Genomic DNA, 14,528 nt, shown 5'->3' with positions numbered 1-14,528 from the left:
ATTGCCGCCGCCGGCGCCGTCTTCACGCTTCTGCTGGGTGTAGGTCCACTTGATCTTGCCGTAGCTCAGGCTCACCGACTCGGACGGGAAGCCGTCGTCGTTGGCCGCGCCTTGCGGCTGCACCTTGGAGATCAGCACCTGTTCCAGCTTCACTTCCAGGTACTTCACCTTGTCGCCGCCGGCGCGGCACAGTTCCAGGGTGACTTCCTTGATGTGCTTGCCGGTGCAGCACGCTTCGTACAGCTTCGGGCTGGCCTTGTCGATCAGGTGCACGATGTCGAAGGTGCTGTGGTTGACGCGCTCGGCGGTGGCGCCGCCGACCGAGCTGGCGGTGGCCGACGCGGGCTGTTCCAGCTTGTGGGCGAAGGATTTGATCTCGATCCAGTCCTTGTGCTTGTCGTCGGTGCTTTCGCCGGGGATGCCGTCGATCTTGATGAAGGCGTCGAATGCCATGGTCGTTCTCCAAAAGAGTGGGTTTGCTGCGGTTGCATTGCTCGGACGCCTGCGCCGCCGGCGAAAACCCTGCCGGCGGCGTGCGCGGACGCCGTCTTTGTTGCCGTACTACAGAGGTTGCCGCCCACGGGGAACCCCGTGGGCTGTGCGCGCTTGCCAGCGCTTCCTTAGCGGGCCGACTTGGGCAGTTCGGCCACCAGGCGCAGCGAGATGGTGAGTTCGTCGAGCTGGAAGTGCGGACGCAGGAACGCGGCGGCGCGGTAGACGCCGGGCTTGCCCGGCACTTCCACCACGTCCACGCGCGCTTCGCGCAGCGGGTACTTCGACTTGGCCTCCTGCGACGCGGAGTCGTCCAGCAACACGTACTGGGCCAGCCAGGTGTTGAGGAAGTCCTGCACGTTCTGGCGCGAGGCGAAGCTGCCGATCTTGTCGCGCATGATCGACTTCATGTAATGCGCGATACGCGACACGGCGAAGATGTACGGCAGCTGCGTGGACAGCCGCGCGTTGGCGTTGGCCGCGTCGGTGTTGTAGGTCTTGGCCTTCTGGCTCGACTGGCCGCTGAAGAACGCCGCGTAGTCGGTGTTCTTGCAGTGCACCAGCGAGATGAAGCCCAGATCCGACAACAGCTTCTCGGTGCGGTCGGTGATCGCCACTTCGGTCGGGCACTTCAGCGCCACTTCGCCGTCGTCGGTCTTGAAGGTGTGGGTGGGCAGCCCTTCGACCAGGCCGCCGCCTTCCACGCCGCGGATCGCCGCCAGCCAGCCGAATTGGGCGAAGGCATCGGTCAGGCGCGCGCCGTAGGCGTAGGCGGCATTGGTCCACAGGTACTTGTGGTGATCGGTGCCGTCCACGTCTTCTTCGAAGTTGAATTCCTCGACCGGCAGCGTCTCGGCGCCATAAGGCAGGCGACCCAGCACGTGCGGCAGCACCAGGCCGACGTAGCGCGAATCCTCGGATTCGCGGAACGACTTCCACTTGGCGTATTCGACGGTATCGAAGATCTTGGCGAGGTCGCGCGGCTTGCCGACGTCGGCGAAGCTTTCCAGGCCGAACAGGCCCGGGCCGGCCGAGGTGATCAGCGGCGCATGCGCCGAGGCGGCGACGTGCGACAGCTCTTCGAGCAGGTAGAAATCCTCGGGGTGGCGGGTGAACTCGTAGTCGCCGATCAGGCCGGCATACGGTGCGCCGCCGAAGGTGCCGTATTCCTCTTCGTAGATCTTCTTGAACAGGGCGCTCTGGTCGAATTCGGGCGAGGTCTTGAAATCCTTGACCAGGTCCTTCTTCGACACGTTCAGCACCTTGATCTTGAGCTGGGTGCTGGTTTCCGATTCGTTGATCAGGTACTTCAGGCCGCGCCACGACGCTTCCAGCTTCTGGAAGTCGCCCTGGTGCATGATCTCGTTCAGTTGCAGCGAGATCAGTCCATCCAGCTCGGCGATGCGGGCGTCGATGCTGGCGGACAGATCCTTGGACAGCGTCACCGTGCCGGCCAGCACCTGGTCGACCAGTTCGCTGATCAGGTCACGGGTGTGGCTCTTCTCGGTTTCGTTGGTGGCGATGCGGCTCTGGTCGATGATCGCATCGAGCAGGCCGGGCGTGGCCGCGGCGGCGGCCGCCGGGGCGGCTTGCGCCAGTTGTTCGGTGCTCATGGCTTACTCCTCGCCCTTGGGGGCCTGGCCCTGGCTGATCTCGCGCAGCTTCTCGGTATCGCGCACCACTTCGTCCAGCAGTTCTTCGAGCTTGTCGTTGCCGACCATCTTGTTGCGCAGGTCGGACAGGCGCTGGCGCGCGTCCAGCAACTGGCGCAGCGGCTCCACCTGCTTGACCACGTTCTGCGGCTCGAAATCGGCCAGCTCGTTGAATTCCAGCTCGACCGACATCTGGCCACCGTCGTCCTTGAGCTTGTTGTCGACGCGCAGCGCCAGGCGCGGCGCCATGCCCTTCAGCACTTCGTCGAAGTTGTCGCGGTCGATCTGGACGAACTTGCGTTCCTTCAGCTTGGGCAGCGGCTGCTTGCTATGGCCGGAGTAGTCGCCGAGCACGCCCATGACGAAGGGCAGCTCCTTGGTCTCGATCGCATCGCCGACCTCGACATCGTATGTAATCTGCACACGCGGCGGACGCACGCGCGACAGTTTTTTCTGTGTGCTTTCTTTTGCCATGGCAAGCCTCGATCAAGTCGAACAGGGGTGAAAAGTACCTTTTTTTGCACAATCAAGCAATACTGGAAGTAAGCTTTTCTAAAATATTTCGTAAGGAATTAAGGTTCAAGGCCGGGTCGGCCAACTGCCTGCCGAGGATGTACGACGCCTCGGCATACGACTGGTGATGCGTCCACGGCGCATCGTCGTCCAGCACGTTCACGACCGTCAGCGGCTCGGGCTGCAAGCCCCACAGCACGCCGAGGAAACGTTCGGTGAAACACTCGGGCGCGAGCGCAAGGTAACGGCGACCGTCGCGCACCAGGGTCAGGCAATGGGGGAAGCGGATCGCCGGCAAGCGAGTGGCGGCGCGGTATAGCGCCAGCCAGGTGGCCATGCCGAGGATGTCCTCGCCCGGGCGCTGCGGCAGCGGCAGCAGGATCACCTGGCGTGGTGCGCTGCCCAGGTAGCGCCGCAGCAATTCGCCGTAGAACACGAAGGCGAGCAGGTGCGCCTCCAGCCCGCCGCGGCTGGAATCGGTCAGGTCGTTCTCCAGATGGGCGGCCGGCGTCTGCTGTAAATAACGCTCCAGCACGTTGCCCGCCAGCTCGACATCGGCGCTGGCGCGATTACTCTGCGCCAGCTGGGCGTCGAGGAACTGCCGACAAGCGAGCATCTCGACCGAGTTGTCGATGGCGGTGCTCAACTGGTCGCGTAAGCCGACGAAGAACAGCTCGTTGGCGATGGCCAGCTCCGGCAGGTGCGGCGACACCGACGCCGCCGGCAGGATGGCGCCCGCCACCAGCGGATACAGCCGGCCCGCCTCGTCGCGGCTGGGCTGGATCACGCCGAAGAACGCCCAGCGGCCGTCGCCGGAGGTGAAATGGAAATCGCTGGCGCCGGCGGCGAGGTAGGTGGCCTCGTTCCACTCCGGCTGCTGTTGCGCCCAGGTCAGGCTCTTGGCCAACAGCTGGTCGAACTCCTGCGCCACCGGGTGCGTGGCGTTGATCCGCACGAAATCGGCGCGGCGCGGCAGCTTGCCGAACACCGCGTACTGGGGCGCCACGTCGCTCGCACGAATGAAACTGATCGGCATCGTCGCTCCTTGATTTGCCTTGTCTTACTGGGTGATGCGCTCGGGCAGGCCGAGGCGGCGCAGGCCGGACAGTTGCAGCGGATTCACGCCGCTGACCATGCGGAAGTTCATCTTCACCGCGTCGCTGTCGCCGTTGCCGCTCTTGATGCGCCATTCGAGCTGGCCGGCGTTGGTATCGGCATCGGCCACCCGCGCCTGGCTGATCAGGCGCATGAAGCCCATGCGGCCGGGCTGGTTGGCCACCACCGAGCTGGCGCCGTTGAACGCCACCACCTGGATGCGCGCGCCCTGGGCGCCGCCGTTGCCGGGCCAGGTGAACGATTGCCACGGCTGCGGGCCGTTGCGGTAGCGCAGCGTCTGACCGTCGATCTCCAGCGTGATTTCCGACAGGCCCGGCGTGGGCACCGGTTGCAGCTCGAAGCGCGAGTTGTCGCCCTCCTGCATCAGGTTGCCGCCCAGCGACGACAGCCGCCCGGCGCCGGCGAGGAACGCCGGGTTGAAGCGCACGCCCTGGTTGCCCCAGCTGCGCGGCACCAGCTGGCCGCCGCGCTTGAGCACCAGACCGTCGAGGTATTTGTCGACGAATTTGTCGAGCGTGCCCTCGTTGGGCTTCACGAAACGGGCGATCTCGGACATCGGCGCCTCGTTCTGCGAATCGCTGAACGGGTACTTGGCCGCCAGGGTGCGCCACTGGCCGTAGACCTCGCGCTGCCACGCCTGGTTGAGATCGGTCTCCACCGGCGTCAGCAAGGTGGCGTACGACTGCAGCAGCGGCCGCACCAGGATCGGGCGCAGTATTTCCTTCGAGGTGGCGTCGGCCGAGCCGAGCATGGTGTTGTCGACATATTGCAGCGTGTCGGCGAACTCGGAGCCGCTGCCGCCCAGCGTGGCCTGCATCAGCTGGCGCGACGCGGTGGCCTGGTCGTCGTTGGCGGCCAGTTGCTGCAACTTGCCCTTGAGCTTGCCCAACTGCTCCAGGTAGCCGGTCATCAAGGCCGATTCCTGGTTGTTCTTGCCGGCGACCACCGCCAGGGTGGCGAACTGCATGCCCAGCGGGCCGAACTGGCCCTGCGCGGCCTGCGGCGCCTCGCTGTCGCCCTTGAGGAATTCGGTGGTCTTGTCGATCACCGACTTCTTGGCGCTCTCCAGCTTGTTGTGCAGCTCGGACGGGTTGTCCCACGCGGTTTCGTAGGCGGCGCGCACCAGCAGCAGCTTGATCGGCGACGATTGCTTGTCCGCCAGCCGGCCGGTGGCCTCGGCGGCCTGCGCCAGGCTGCCCTGCTCGGCGACGGCGACGCCCTGCAGGAATTTCTTCCAGGCATCGGCGTAATCGCTGCGGTACAGCGCTTCGAGTTCGGCGCGGTTCTTGTCGACGTCGGCATCCTTGCCCAGGTTGTCCTGGATCGACGACGCCAGCACCCAGTCGTCACTCTTGATCTCGCCGCGGCTGGCCTCGTCGATGGCCTGGCTCATGTACTTCTCCCAGGCTTCACGGGTGAACGCGCCCGGCACCATGGCGCTGCCGGCGACGATGTTGGCGTCCTTGCCGCCGAGGATGCGCGACACCGACAACGGCGCGAAGCGGGTGTTGGCGCGCGCCTTCAGTTCGTTGTACACGCGCTCCTTGGCCGAAAGTCGGGTCAGCGAGCCGCGCAGCGTGTCGCGGGCATCGGCGACCACGCGGTCCTGGTTCTTGATCAGCGGCAGGTCCGGCGCGGTCAGTTGCGACACGTAGAACGCCACCACGCGCTCGGCCAGGGCGTTCACCTCGTCGATGCTGCGCTCGCCGCGCCGCTCTTCCAGATACGGCCGCCAGTAGCGCGGCAACTGGTCGGACAGGTGCGCCTGTTCCATGCGCTGTTGCTGCGCCAGCATCAGGTAGGTCTTGAGTGCGTTGTAGCCGGCATCCAGCGTCTGGGGCGCCGGCTTGGCGGCCGCCTGCTGCTGCAACTTGGCCGCCGCGGCGGCGGCCAGCTGGCGCGCCTGCTGCGAACGGCTGTCGACGCGGACGAAGCCGCCGTCCATGCCGCGGTAGTCGGCGTGAAGCACCTGGCCGCGCACGCCGTCGAACGAGGCGCGCATGAAGCCGCCCTCGCCCTGCGTCAGCGGAATCACCGGCAGGCCGCCGCCACCCGGCTTGCGCGGGCGCGGCTGGCGCGGCGCGGCAGGCTGCTCGGGCTTGGCCGGGGCGTCGGCCGCCTGCGGCGCGGGATCGGGTTTGTCCGGGCCGGGGCCAGCCTGCGCCAGCTCGACCAGCGCGGTTTCCAGCCGGGTCTTCACCGGATCCAGCATCACGGTGCGCACGCCGTCGAAATACTGCTTGCGCAGCGACTGCTCCAGCTTGTCGCCCTGGTAGAGGCCCATGCCGATCTGCCAGGGATGGCCTTCCACGCGGTAGTGCTGCAGTTCCTCCAGCCGGCCCTGCAACAGCGCCAGCCCCTGCAACTGGTCGTACAGGCGATTGGTCGCCACCAGCTTGGTCGCCTTGGCGCGATCGCCCTCGATCGCCACCAGCAGCTTCTGGTTGCCGATGAACGACCAGGTCAGCCCGCCGGCGATCAGCGCCAGCGCCACCAGCCCGGCCGCCATCCCGGCCAGCCGCCAGCGGCTGCCGCTGGGCTTGGTCTGGCGGGTGATCAGGTGTTGGTCGGGGAACAGCACTTCGCGGAACAGATCGCGCAGGAAGTAGCTATAGGAGGCCGGCGCCTGGCGCGTGTCGAAGCCGGCGCGCTCCAGGTCGAACTGGCCGGCGACGCGGATGGCGGCGGCGATGCGCGGCACGCCTTCCTGCAACGCGCTGCTGAAATAGAAGCCGCGCAGCAGCGGACGGGCGTGGTACGGATCGTCCTCGTGCAGCAGTTCGACGAAGCGGCAGATCGCGTCCTTCAGCGCGTGGAACTCGATGGGGAAGGCGAACAGCGACGCCTTGGCCGCGTTGCCGCGGTTGTTGCCCAGTTTTTCCTCGCCGATCTGGCGCAGGCCGCGGTACAGCTGTTCGAACTGCTGGCCGACCACGTGGCCGATCTTGAAGCCGGCGCCCTGGTCGTGGGTCAGCGTGGAGCCCCACACCCGGTTGCGCTCGTCGTCGCCAGCATCTTCGAAGAACTGGCTGAAGCCGCCCAACAGGTCGATCTTGGTGAACACCAGGTAGATGGGCACCTGCAGACCGAAGGTGTCCTCGATCTCGTGGATGCGCTCGCGGATCTGCCGCGCGTAGATGGCGAAGCCCTCCGACTGGTGTTGCGCCAGCTCCGGCAGGCTGATCGCCACCAGGATGCCGTTGACCGGCGCCTTGGAGCGATAGCGCTTGAGCAGCTTGAGGAATTCCAGCCACTCGACCCGATCCTCGCTCTGCGTGGCATAGCGGCCGGCGGTATCCAGCAGCACGCCCTCGGTGGCGAAGAACCAGTCACAGTTGCGGGTGCCACCCACGCCCTGCACGCCGTTCTTGTCGCTGAACGGGAAGGTGAGCCCCGATTGCAGGATGGCGGTGGACTTCCCGGCGGCGGGGTGGCCGATGATCATGTACCAGGGCAGTTCGTACAGCGCCGCGTTGCCGCGTGCCTTGCCCATCTTGGAGGTCTTGAGGGTATCGATGGCGCCCAGCAGTCGCTGACGCAGCAGGTTGACCTCGGCGCGCTTGTCGGCGCTGGCACCCATCACCGCGTCGTCGGCCTGGCGTTGCAGCATCTTCTCGATCAGCCCGCCGGCGCGGTTGGCCAGCATCTGCCCGACCAGCAGCGTGAGCACCCACAACATCATCACGCCGAAGATCCAGAACATGCGCTTCTCGGCGCTCTCCAGGCCGATATAGGGCCCGACGAACCAGATCAGCAGGATCAGGATCAAAAAGCCGATCGCCGAGGCGACCTTCGCGTTCTTCAACCACCGTTTCATGTGAACCTTGCTTTACGTTTTATTCAACGCTGTAAATCAAATGAAATCTCGGCCCCCGGCAAAGCCGGGCGCTTGCTGTTCCTGGTGTGCCGGCAACGGTCCACCCCACTTGAATCCACTCCCCCCGCCCTCGCCGCCGCGAGGGGGCCTCGCTGCGCTCGCGGGTGCTGTTTTGGCCCGCTTGCGTTGTCAAACCTTTGTCCGGGCCTTGCCCGTCTACTGCTTGGGCGACTTAGCCACCATCGCTTGCTTATTGCCCCTGTTGCGCGGTGAGCTTGGCGATCGAGCCTTTCACTTCCACGTGCCCGTAATCCTTGAACGACCAGCGTCCGCCCCAGGTCAGGCCGGCGGCCTCGGCTTCCTCGCCCAGCGCCTGGTAGGCCTCCCAGGCCCACGGGTCGCGTTCCGACAGCACGATGCGGCCGTCGCGCATCGGCGCGAGGTCGGCGGCCAGGCCGTACTGGTGCTTGCTCTGCCCGCCGCGCGCCTTGGTCACCATCACGCCGCCATCGGCCAGCGCGTCCTGGCGATCCGGCGAGCGATAGCCTTCGAGCAGCACAATGGGAAAGCCGCGTTCCTCCATGCGGGCGATCACCGCCAGCACGGCCTGGGTGAAGCGCGGATCGAGCTTGCTCCAGTCGCGGTCGGCGGTGGCCAGCGACGGCCGCTCGCTGCTGAGGAACAGCGACGGCGGCAACGGCGGCGGCGGCACCAGCTTTTCGTCCTTCAGCGCCAGCTGGATGTGCTGCTCGCGCTCGTATGCCTGCGGAGATAACGCGCGCAGCACGTGATAGCCCGCCAGGCGCAAGGTCACCACGATGATCAGCCCGACCAGTACGGCGGCGATCGCCAGCCAACGCAGCGCCACCCAGTTGACGCGCCCCTTGGGCGCCAGCGCGGCGCGCACCTTCGGCCATACCGGCTCGCGCGGCGCGGCGGGCGCGCGGACCGGCCGGGGCGCGACCAGCGTGTCGGACGCGGGCGCGGCCAGACCGCCGGCGTAAAAGAAACGCCAGCCGATCCAGCCGAGGCTGAGGAACACGCCCAGCATCGGCAGTAACACCCACCAGAGACTTAACTGCGCCATGGCACCACGAAAATATTCAGAAAGGATTGCGTCATCTGCATGGCGGGAACAACACACATAAGCAGATGATAATTAACAATCCCGTTACACTTGCGAAATCGCGTGGGCGCTAATGTATAATATCCGCTCACAATTATCAAAAGGGAGTAGCCAATGAGGCGTAATCAAACCCCTAACTCTGTAAGAAACAGCGTTAAAAATGCCATTTTGTATGCCTTTCTGGCCTTTGCAATTACTAGTTGCGCAAGCGGTCCGAAAGAATATCCGATCAGCGGCACCGCCGACCCGATCATCAACCGTGACATCAACGGCCGCCCACTTTCTATCGTCGTTCGCTTATATCAGCTGAAAGACAAGAACGAGTTCAACCGCCTGACCTTCGACGCCGCGGCCAGTGGCAAGACCGATGCCGAACTGTTCGGCAACGAGCTGGTGGCACGCACCGAAGTGCAGCTGATTCCGGGCGCGACGCAGAATGTCACCGACAAGCTGTTGCCCGAGGCCAAGTACCTGGGCGTGGTGGGCTTCTTCCGTAAGCCTGATGCGCAGAACTGGCGCTTCCTGGTCGATGCCGACGCGGTGCGTAGCAAGGGACTGAGCTTCGTGGTGCAGGATTGCTACCTGAAGGTCACCAAGCCGCAGCCGCTGTTGATCCCCGGGCAGTCGGCCAACTACAAGCCGGAGTGCACGGCCATCGCGCCAAGCAAGCCCGCCAAGCGCTGATCCACGGACCGGCCCGGCACACCCGGGCTGGTGCCAGACAAGGCCGGCATCGCGCCGGCCTTCCTTCGTAGGTACGCAACAAGAATGCTCAAGGCCAAGCGTGTTCTGTGGGGCGAAGGCATGTTCCTTCGCCCGCAGCATTTTCAACAGCAGGCGCTGTTTTCCGACAATGCGGTCGCCGAGGCGCTCCAGGCGGTGCAACGCCACGCCTGGGGCCTGCACTCGCTGGAGCTGGATCACGCCGCGCTCAAGAGCGGCCTGATCCGCGCCGACCAGCTGAGCGTGTCGTTCCATGACGGCACCCGCTTCACCGCCCCGGCCCGCGAGCCGTTGCCGCTGTCGCGCGACCTGAACGAGATTCCGCAGGTGGGCGTCGAGACCACGCTCTACGCCTGCCTGCCCAACCTGAATCCGTATGGCGGCAACACCGCCGCCGGCGATGCGCCGGGCAGCCGGCCGTCGCGCTATCGCAACGCCCACGCCAACATCGCCGACCTGTACACCCAGGCGCTGGAAGCCGACCTGACCACGCTGGAGATGGACGTGCGGCTGATGGTCGAGGAGGAAAACCGCGACGGTTACGACTCGGTGCCGGTGGCACGACTGGTGAAGGACGCCACCGGCCAGTGGCGCGCCCACGAGGAATACCTGCCGCCGATGACCACCATCGGCGCCAGCCCGGTGCTGCCGCGCCTGATCCGCCGCCTGCTGGACATCCTGCTGGTGAAGAGCGAATCGCTGGCCGGCGCGCACCGCGAGAAGGCGCGCGCGGTGATGGAATACGGCACCACCGACATCGCGTCGTTCTGGCTGCTGCACACGGTGAACCGCAACTTCGCCCGGCTGAACCACCTGCTGCACGCCGAGCCGCTGCATCCCGAAGAGCTGTACATGGCGCTGGCCGAGTTCTGCGGCGAGCTGCTCACCTTCTCCAGCATCTACACCCTGGCCGACCTGCCGCCGTACCGGCATGACAACCTGGCCGAGACGCTGCCCAAGCTGGACGAACAGATCCGCGAGCTGCTCGATACCGTGATCTCGGCGCGCTACGCGGTGATCCCGCTGACCCAGCCCAAGCCGTCGTTCTACATCGGCCGCCTGGAAAGCGACCGCCTGCTGGACAACGTGGATTTCTACCTGTCGGTGCAAAGCGACCTGCCGGCGGCGCAGGTGATCGAGTCGGTGCCGTTCAAGTTCAAGATCGGCGCACCGGACGACGTGGAGAAGATCCTCAACTCCGCGCTGCGCGGCGTCAGCCTGGCGCACGCGGCGCAGACGCCGTCGGCGATTCCGGTGCGGGTGGGCAACCACTACTTCGCGCTGGAGCCGCGCGGCGACATCTTCCAGCGGATGCTGCAATCGCGCTCGGTCTGCATTTACGTACCGCAGACGCTGGCGTCGCTGAAGATCGAGCTGATCGCGGTCTTTCGGTAGCCTCGATGAACCTGCGCACCTGGTTGACCAACCCATCGGCGACAAGCACTCGGCAGAGCCGAGCGCTCCGGGTTTTGAGGTGCGCGGGTACCGGCTCCCCTTGCTTCACCCCACTCCCCCCGCCCTCGCCGCCGCGCCCTGGCGCCCAGTTCAGCCCCGGTTTGGCGCAATGGGCGCAAGGCTCCCGGCCCAGCCGGGCGCGGTGGATGGGCAGAGTGCCAGTACCGGCGCTTCCTGCTTCACCCCACTCCCCCCGCCCTCGCCGCCGCGAGGGAGCCTCGCTTTGCTCGGGGCTGCGATATCGCCGTCGCTGGCAGCACCTTTTCATCAACGCGGTAAGCAACCGCACTTGAGCACCCAGAGATCGCCATGACTCAGACCATCGCCGAAGCCGCCCACCCGCTCGCCGTGGAGGCGCCCACCGCGCCTACGCTGCGCGACATGCTGGAGGACGGCATTTACCTGCTGTTCCTGCTGCGCGACGGCAATCCGCCCAATTCGTCGGCCGAATTCAACCGCCGCGTCGACACCTTCCTGGCGCAGTACGACAAGAACGCGCGCAACTTCGGCAAGCCCGGCGAGGCCATCGAGCAGGCCAAGTACGCGTTCTGCGCGCTGATGGACGAGATCGTGCTGTCGTCCGAGTTCACCATCCGCGAGGAATGGGAACGCATGCCGCTGCAACTGCGGCTGTTCGGCGAGCATCTGGCCGGCGAGGGTTTCTTCGACCGCCTGGAAATGCTGCGCATGGATCCGGCCAAGCACGTGGAGGCGCTGGAGGTCTACCACACCTGCCTGCTGCTGGGCTTCCAGGGCAAGTACCTGCTGGAAGGCACCGAGAAGCTGGGCTACCTCACCCATCGCGTCGGCCAGGAGATCCAGCACGTGCGCGGCGGCAAGGCCGAGTTCGCGCCCAACTGGAAGCTGCCGCACCGCTTCCAGAGCTTCGTGCGCAACGAGCTGCCGCTGTGGCTGTACTTCGCGCTGCTGTCCATCGTGGCGGTGGCGATCTTCGTCACCTACCGCATCCTGCTGGGCAACCAGGTCGATCGCTTCCTGGGCATGTGATGAGCTACGCGCGGCGCCAGACCGTCACCCTGCCCTCGGTGCTCGACCGGCTGCTCGACGACGAGCCGGACAATCCGCAGGCGGGGCGCCAGTCCTACTTCGAGCTGCCGGATTTCAAGGCGGCGATGGCGCGCGATCTGGAGGCGCTGCTCAATACGCGGGTGATGGAGCACGAGGAACTGTTCGAGCAGCACCCGCTGGCCGCCGATTCGGTGATCAACTTCGGCATTCCCGATCTGTCGGGCCTGAGCCTGCTCAACCCCGACGACCGCGAGTTGCTGCGCGAGCGGGTGCGCCGCGCCATCGAAGTGCACGAGCCGCGCCTGACCCGGGTGCGCATCACCCTCGACCTGCCGCGCGAAACCGAGCGCCTGCTGCGCTTCCGCGTCGATGCCGTGCTCAAGGTGCACCCGCACCGCCCGCCGGTGTCGTTCGACGCCACGCTGCAACTGTCGTCCAATGTCTACAAGATCAAGAGCGACCACTAGGGTGAACGAGAGCGGTCGAATTGCCTTGGGCGAACAACGGGGCATCGCCGGGCGAAATCGCCGCCGGTATCCTTCGCCGCCCGATTTGCATAACATGGGTCGCCCCGCATCCCCTGCCCCGCCATGCCGCCCGCCCTGCCTTCGCTGCCGCACCTGCCCACCGGTCTGCACTTCGCCCACCGCGCCTTCACGCTGGACGACGCGCAGCTCGACACGCTGCTGCACAGCGGCCTGACGCTGCCGGAATCGCTGGCCGGCGCGGTGCTCAAACGCAAGGTGGAGTTCCTGGCCGGCCGCGATTGCGCGCGCAGCGCGCTGGCGCTGGCCGGCTACCCCGGCCCGTTCGCGCTGCCGATCGGCGAGCACCGCGCCCCCGTCTGGCCCGAGGGCTGGACCGGCTCGATCAGCCACAGCAAGGGCCACGCCATCGCCGTGGCGGGCCGGGCAACCATCTATCGCGGCATCGGCCTGGACCTGGAACACAGGGTGCCGGCCGAGCGCGCCGCCCCGTTGCGCGAACAGATCGGCCAGCCGGCGGAATGGCTATTGGGCGACACGCTGGGCCTGCCGCCGGGGCTGTGGTTCACGCTGGTGTTCTCGCTCAAGGAGGCGCTGTTCAAGGCGCTGTACCCGCAGGTGGGCCGCTATTTCGGCTTCGAGGACGCCGAGGTGGTCGCGTTCGACGACGGGCTGGCGCAGCTGCGGCTGTGCGCCACGCTGGCGCCCGCGCTGCCGGCCGGGCTGTTGCTGACCGCGCGCTCCGGCTGGGACGACGCGCACGTGCTGTCGCTGTGCCTAGGGTGAATCGACCTTCAAACGCGGGTGCGAAGGACGATTCACCCTGGCACCCGCGCAATGAAAAACGCCCGCTGAAGCGGGCGTTTCCTTGTCGGGCGGCGGCTCAGTGATGATGGCCGTGGGCGCCGTGCACGTGGCCGTGGGTGATTTCCTCCGGCTCTGCCTTGCGCACCTCTTCCACCTTGCCCACGAAGCGCACGGTCTGGCCGGCGAACGGGTGGTTGGCGTCGACGGTGACCTTGTTGCCATCGACTTCCGTGACGCGGAACAGCAGCACGTCGCCGGTTTCGGGATCGTCGGCCTCGAACATCATGCCCAGCTCGACTTCCATCGGGAAGACGCTCTTTTCCTCGGTGCGGACCAGCTCGGGCTCGAATTCGCCAAAGGCTTCCTCCGGCTGCATCGTCACATCGATGCTGTCGCCGACGGCCTTGCCTTCCAGGGCTTCCTCGACCAGCGGCAGGATGTTGTCGTAGCCGCCGTGCAGGTAGGCGATGGGCTCTTCGGTCTTGTCGAGCGAGTTGCCCTCGGCATCGAACATTTCATAGTGCAGCGTGACGACGGTGTCTTTGGCGATTTGCATCGGGTGGATCATCCTAGGTTCTGTTGACGGGTGTTTCGTCGTGGCGCGATGCGGGTTCCGGCGTGGGGTGCGGACGGCGCGCCCGTCCCTCCTCGACACCCGGGCACCCGTCGCCCGAGGGGCAAGCGTCGCCAATCTGGCCGCCGCTTTTCGCCCGTTCCCGAAAGTATACATACTTACTTCCCGGGGCGGCCCCTCACGCGTCGACGGAATCCAGCGACCGGATCAGCCCGAGGATTTCCGCCGCGTGCCCCTTGGGCGCCACATGGTAGAACGCGTGACGGATCAGGCCGTGCTTGTCGATGACGAAGGTGGAGCGGTCGATGCCGTAGCGCACCATGCCGTGCGCCTCCCACTTCTTCAGCGCGTGGTAGCGGCGGCTGACCTCGCCCTCGGCGTCGGAGAGCAGTTCGAACTCGATGCCCTCCTCCTCCCGGAACAGTTCGTGCGCCAGGCATTCGTCCATGCTGACGCCGAGGATGACGGTGTCGTGCTCGGCGAAGGAATCCACCCGCTCGCTGAACTCGACGGCTTCAGCGATGCCGCCGGGGGTATGATCCTTGTTGAAGAAATAAAGCACTACATTGTGTCTGCCGCGATAGTCGGCGAGCTGGATCAGGTCCATGTTCGCGGCGGGTAGCGCGAAGTCCGGCGCGCTTTCTCCTGGATTCAACATACGGCCTCCGATCGTTTGGTTGTCCGACAGCTGTAGGCTGCCGATGCGATAATTGCCGTATTCCACCCTCCCTATATAGCT

At 65.9% G+C, this 14,528-nt stretch carries 13 protein-coding genes; 5 read left to right on the top strand and 8 right to left on the bottom strand.

Going from position 1 to position 14,528, the window contains the following annotated elements:
* The 6 genes from C556_RS0113075 to C556_RS20350 all read right to left on the bottom strand — a co-directional run.
* Positions 1–453, bottom strand: a 453-nt coding sequence (locus C556_RS0113075) for an Hcp family type VI secretion system effector (protein WP_018748708.1), incomplete at its 3' end; no start/stop codon positions are given.
* A 167-nt stretch (positions 454–620) separates the two neighbouring features.
* Positions 621–2,105, bottom strand: a complete 1,485-nt coding sequence (gene tssC / locus C556_RS0113070) for a type VI secretion system contractile sheath large subunit (RefSeq protein WP_018748707.1) — start codon at positions 2,103–2,105, stop codon at positions 621–623.
* 3 nt (positions 2,106–2,108) lie between these two features.
* Entirely contained in the window at positions 2,109–2,618 is a 510-nt protein-coding gene (tssB, locus tag C556_RS0113065) for a type VI secretion system contractile sheath small subunit (RefSeq protein ID WP_018748706.1), read from the bottom strand.
* Between the two features lie 52 nt (positions 2,619–2,670).
* Entirely contained in the window at positions 2,671–3,693 is a 1,023-nt protein-coding gene (gene tagF / locus C556_RS0113060) for a type VI secretion system-associated protein TagF (RefSeq protein WP_018748705.1), read from the bottom strand.
* 24 nt (positions 3,694–3,717) lie between these two features.
* Positions 3,718–7,590, bottom strand: coding sequence for a type VI secretion system membrane subunit TssM (tssM, locus tag C556_RS0113055; protein WP_040431152.1), 3,873 nt, complete (start codon positions 7,588–7,590; stop codon positions 3,718–3,720).
* A gap of 250 nt (positions 7,591–7,840) precedes the next feature.
* Positions 7,841–8,677 carry a M15 family metallopeptidase gene (locus C556_RS20350; RefSeq protein ID WP_245559252.1) on the bottom strand — a complete coding sequence of 279 codons (837 nt, stop codon included), beginning with the start codon at positions 8,675–8,677 and terminating at the stop codon, positions 7,841–7,843.
* Positions 8,678–8,830: 153 nt separating this feature from the next.
* Between C556_RS20350 and tssJ the strand changes: the two genes are divergently transcribed.
* The 5 genes from tssJ (at position 8,831) to C556_RS20340 (ending at position 13,194) form a co-directional block, all read left to right on the top strand.
* The gene (gene tssJ / locus C556_RS20345) at positions 8,831–9,400 is read left to right on the top strand and encodes a type VI secretion system lipoprotein TssJ (RefSeq protein ID WP_083930586.1); all 570 of its coding nucleotides are present in this window, start codon (positions 8,831–8,833) and stop codon (positions 9,398–9,400) included.
* An 84-nt stretch (positions 9,401–9,484) separates the two neighbouring features.
* Complete coding sequence (gene tssK, locus C556_RS0113040) at positions 9,485–10,834, top strand: type VI secretion system baseplate subunit TssK (protein WP_018748701.1); 1,350 nt, start codon at positions 9,485–9,487, stop codon at positions 10,832–10,834.
* Positions 10,835–11,203: 369 nt separating this feature from the next.
* On the top strand, positions 11,204–11,902 hold the full coding sequence (gene icmH / locus C556_RS0113035) for a type IVB secretion system protein IcmH/DotU (RefSeq protein WP_018748700.1): 699 nt from the start codon (positions 11,204–11,206) through the stop codon (positions 11,900–11,902).
* Entirely contained in the window at positions 11,902–12,390 is a 489-nt protein-coding gene (tssE, locus tag C556_RS0113030) for a type VI secretion system baseplate subunit TssE (RefSeq protein ID WP_018748699.1), read from the top strand. The genes icmH and tssE overlap by 1 nt, the downstream gene beginning before the upstream one ends.
* A gap of 123 nt (positions 12,391–12,513) precedes the next feature.
* Positions 12,514–13,194, top strand: coding sequence for a 4'-phosphopantetheinyl transferase family protein (locus tag C556_RS20340; protein ID WP_018748698.1), 681 nt, complete (start codon positions 12,514–12,516; stop codon positions 13,192–13,194).
* Positions 13,195–13,291: 97 nt separating this feature from the next.
* Here C556_RS20340 and C556_RS0113020 read toward each other — a convergent pair whose 3' ends face one another.
* Positions 13,292–13,771, bottom strand: coding sequence for an FKBP-type peptidyl-prolyl cis-trans isomerase (locus C556_RS0113020; protein ID WP_018748697.1), 480 nt, complete (start codon positions 13,769–13,771; stop codon positions 13,292–13,294).
* Positions 13,772–13,967: 196 nt separating this feature from the next.
* Complete coding sequence (locus C556_RS0113015) at positions 13,968–14,447, bottom strand: peroxiredoxin (RefSeq protein ID WP_026263076.1); 480 nt, start codon at positions 14,445–14,447, stop codon at positions 13,968–13,970.
* Between the last annotated feature and the right edge of the window lie 81 nt (positions 14,448–14,528).

It is taken from the genome of Chitiniphilus shinanonensis DSM 23277 (assembly GCF_000374805.1).
Lineage (GTDB): Bacteria > Pseudomonadota > Gammaproteobacteria > Burkholderiales > Chitinibacteraceae > Chitiniphilus > Chitiniphilus shinanonensis.
The sequence above is the reverse complement of the archived record's forward strand: the minus strand, read 5'-3'. Positions and strand labels throughout refer to the sequence as shown.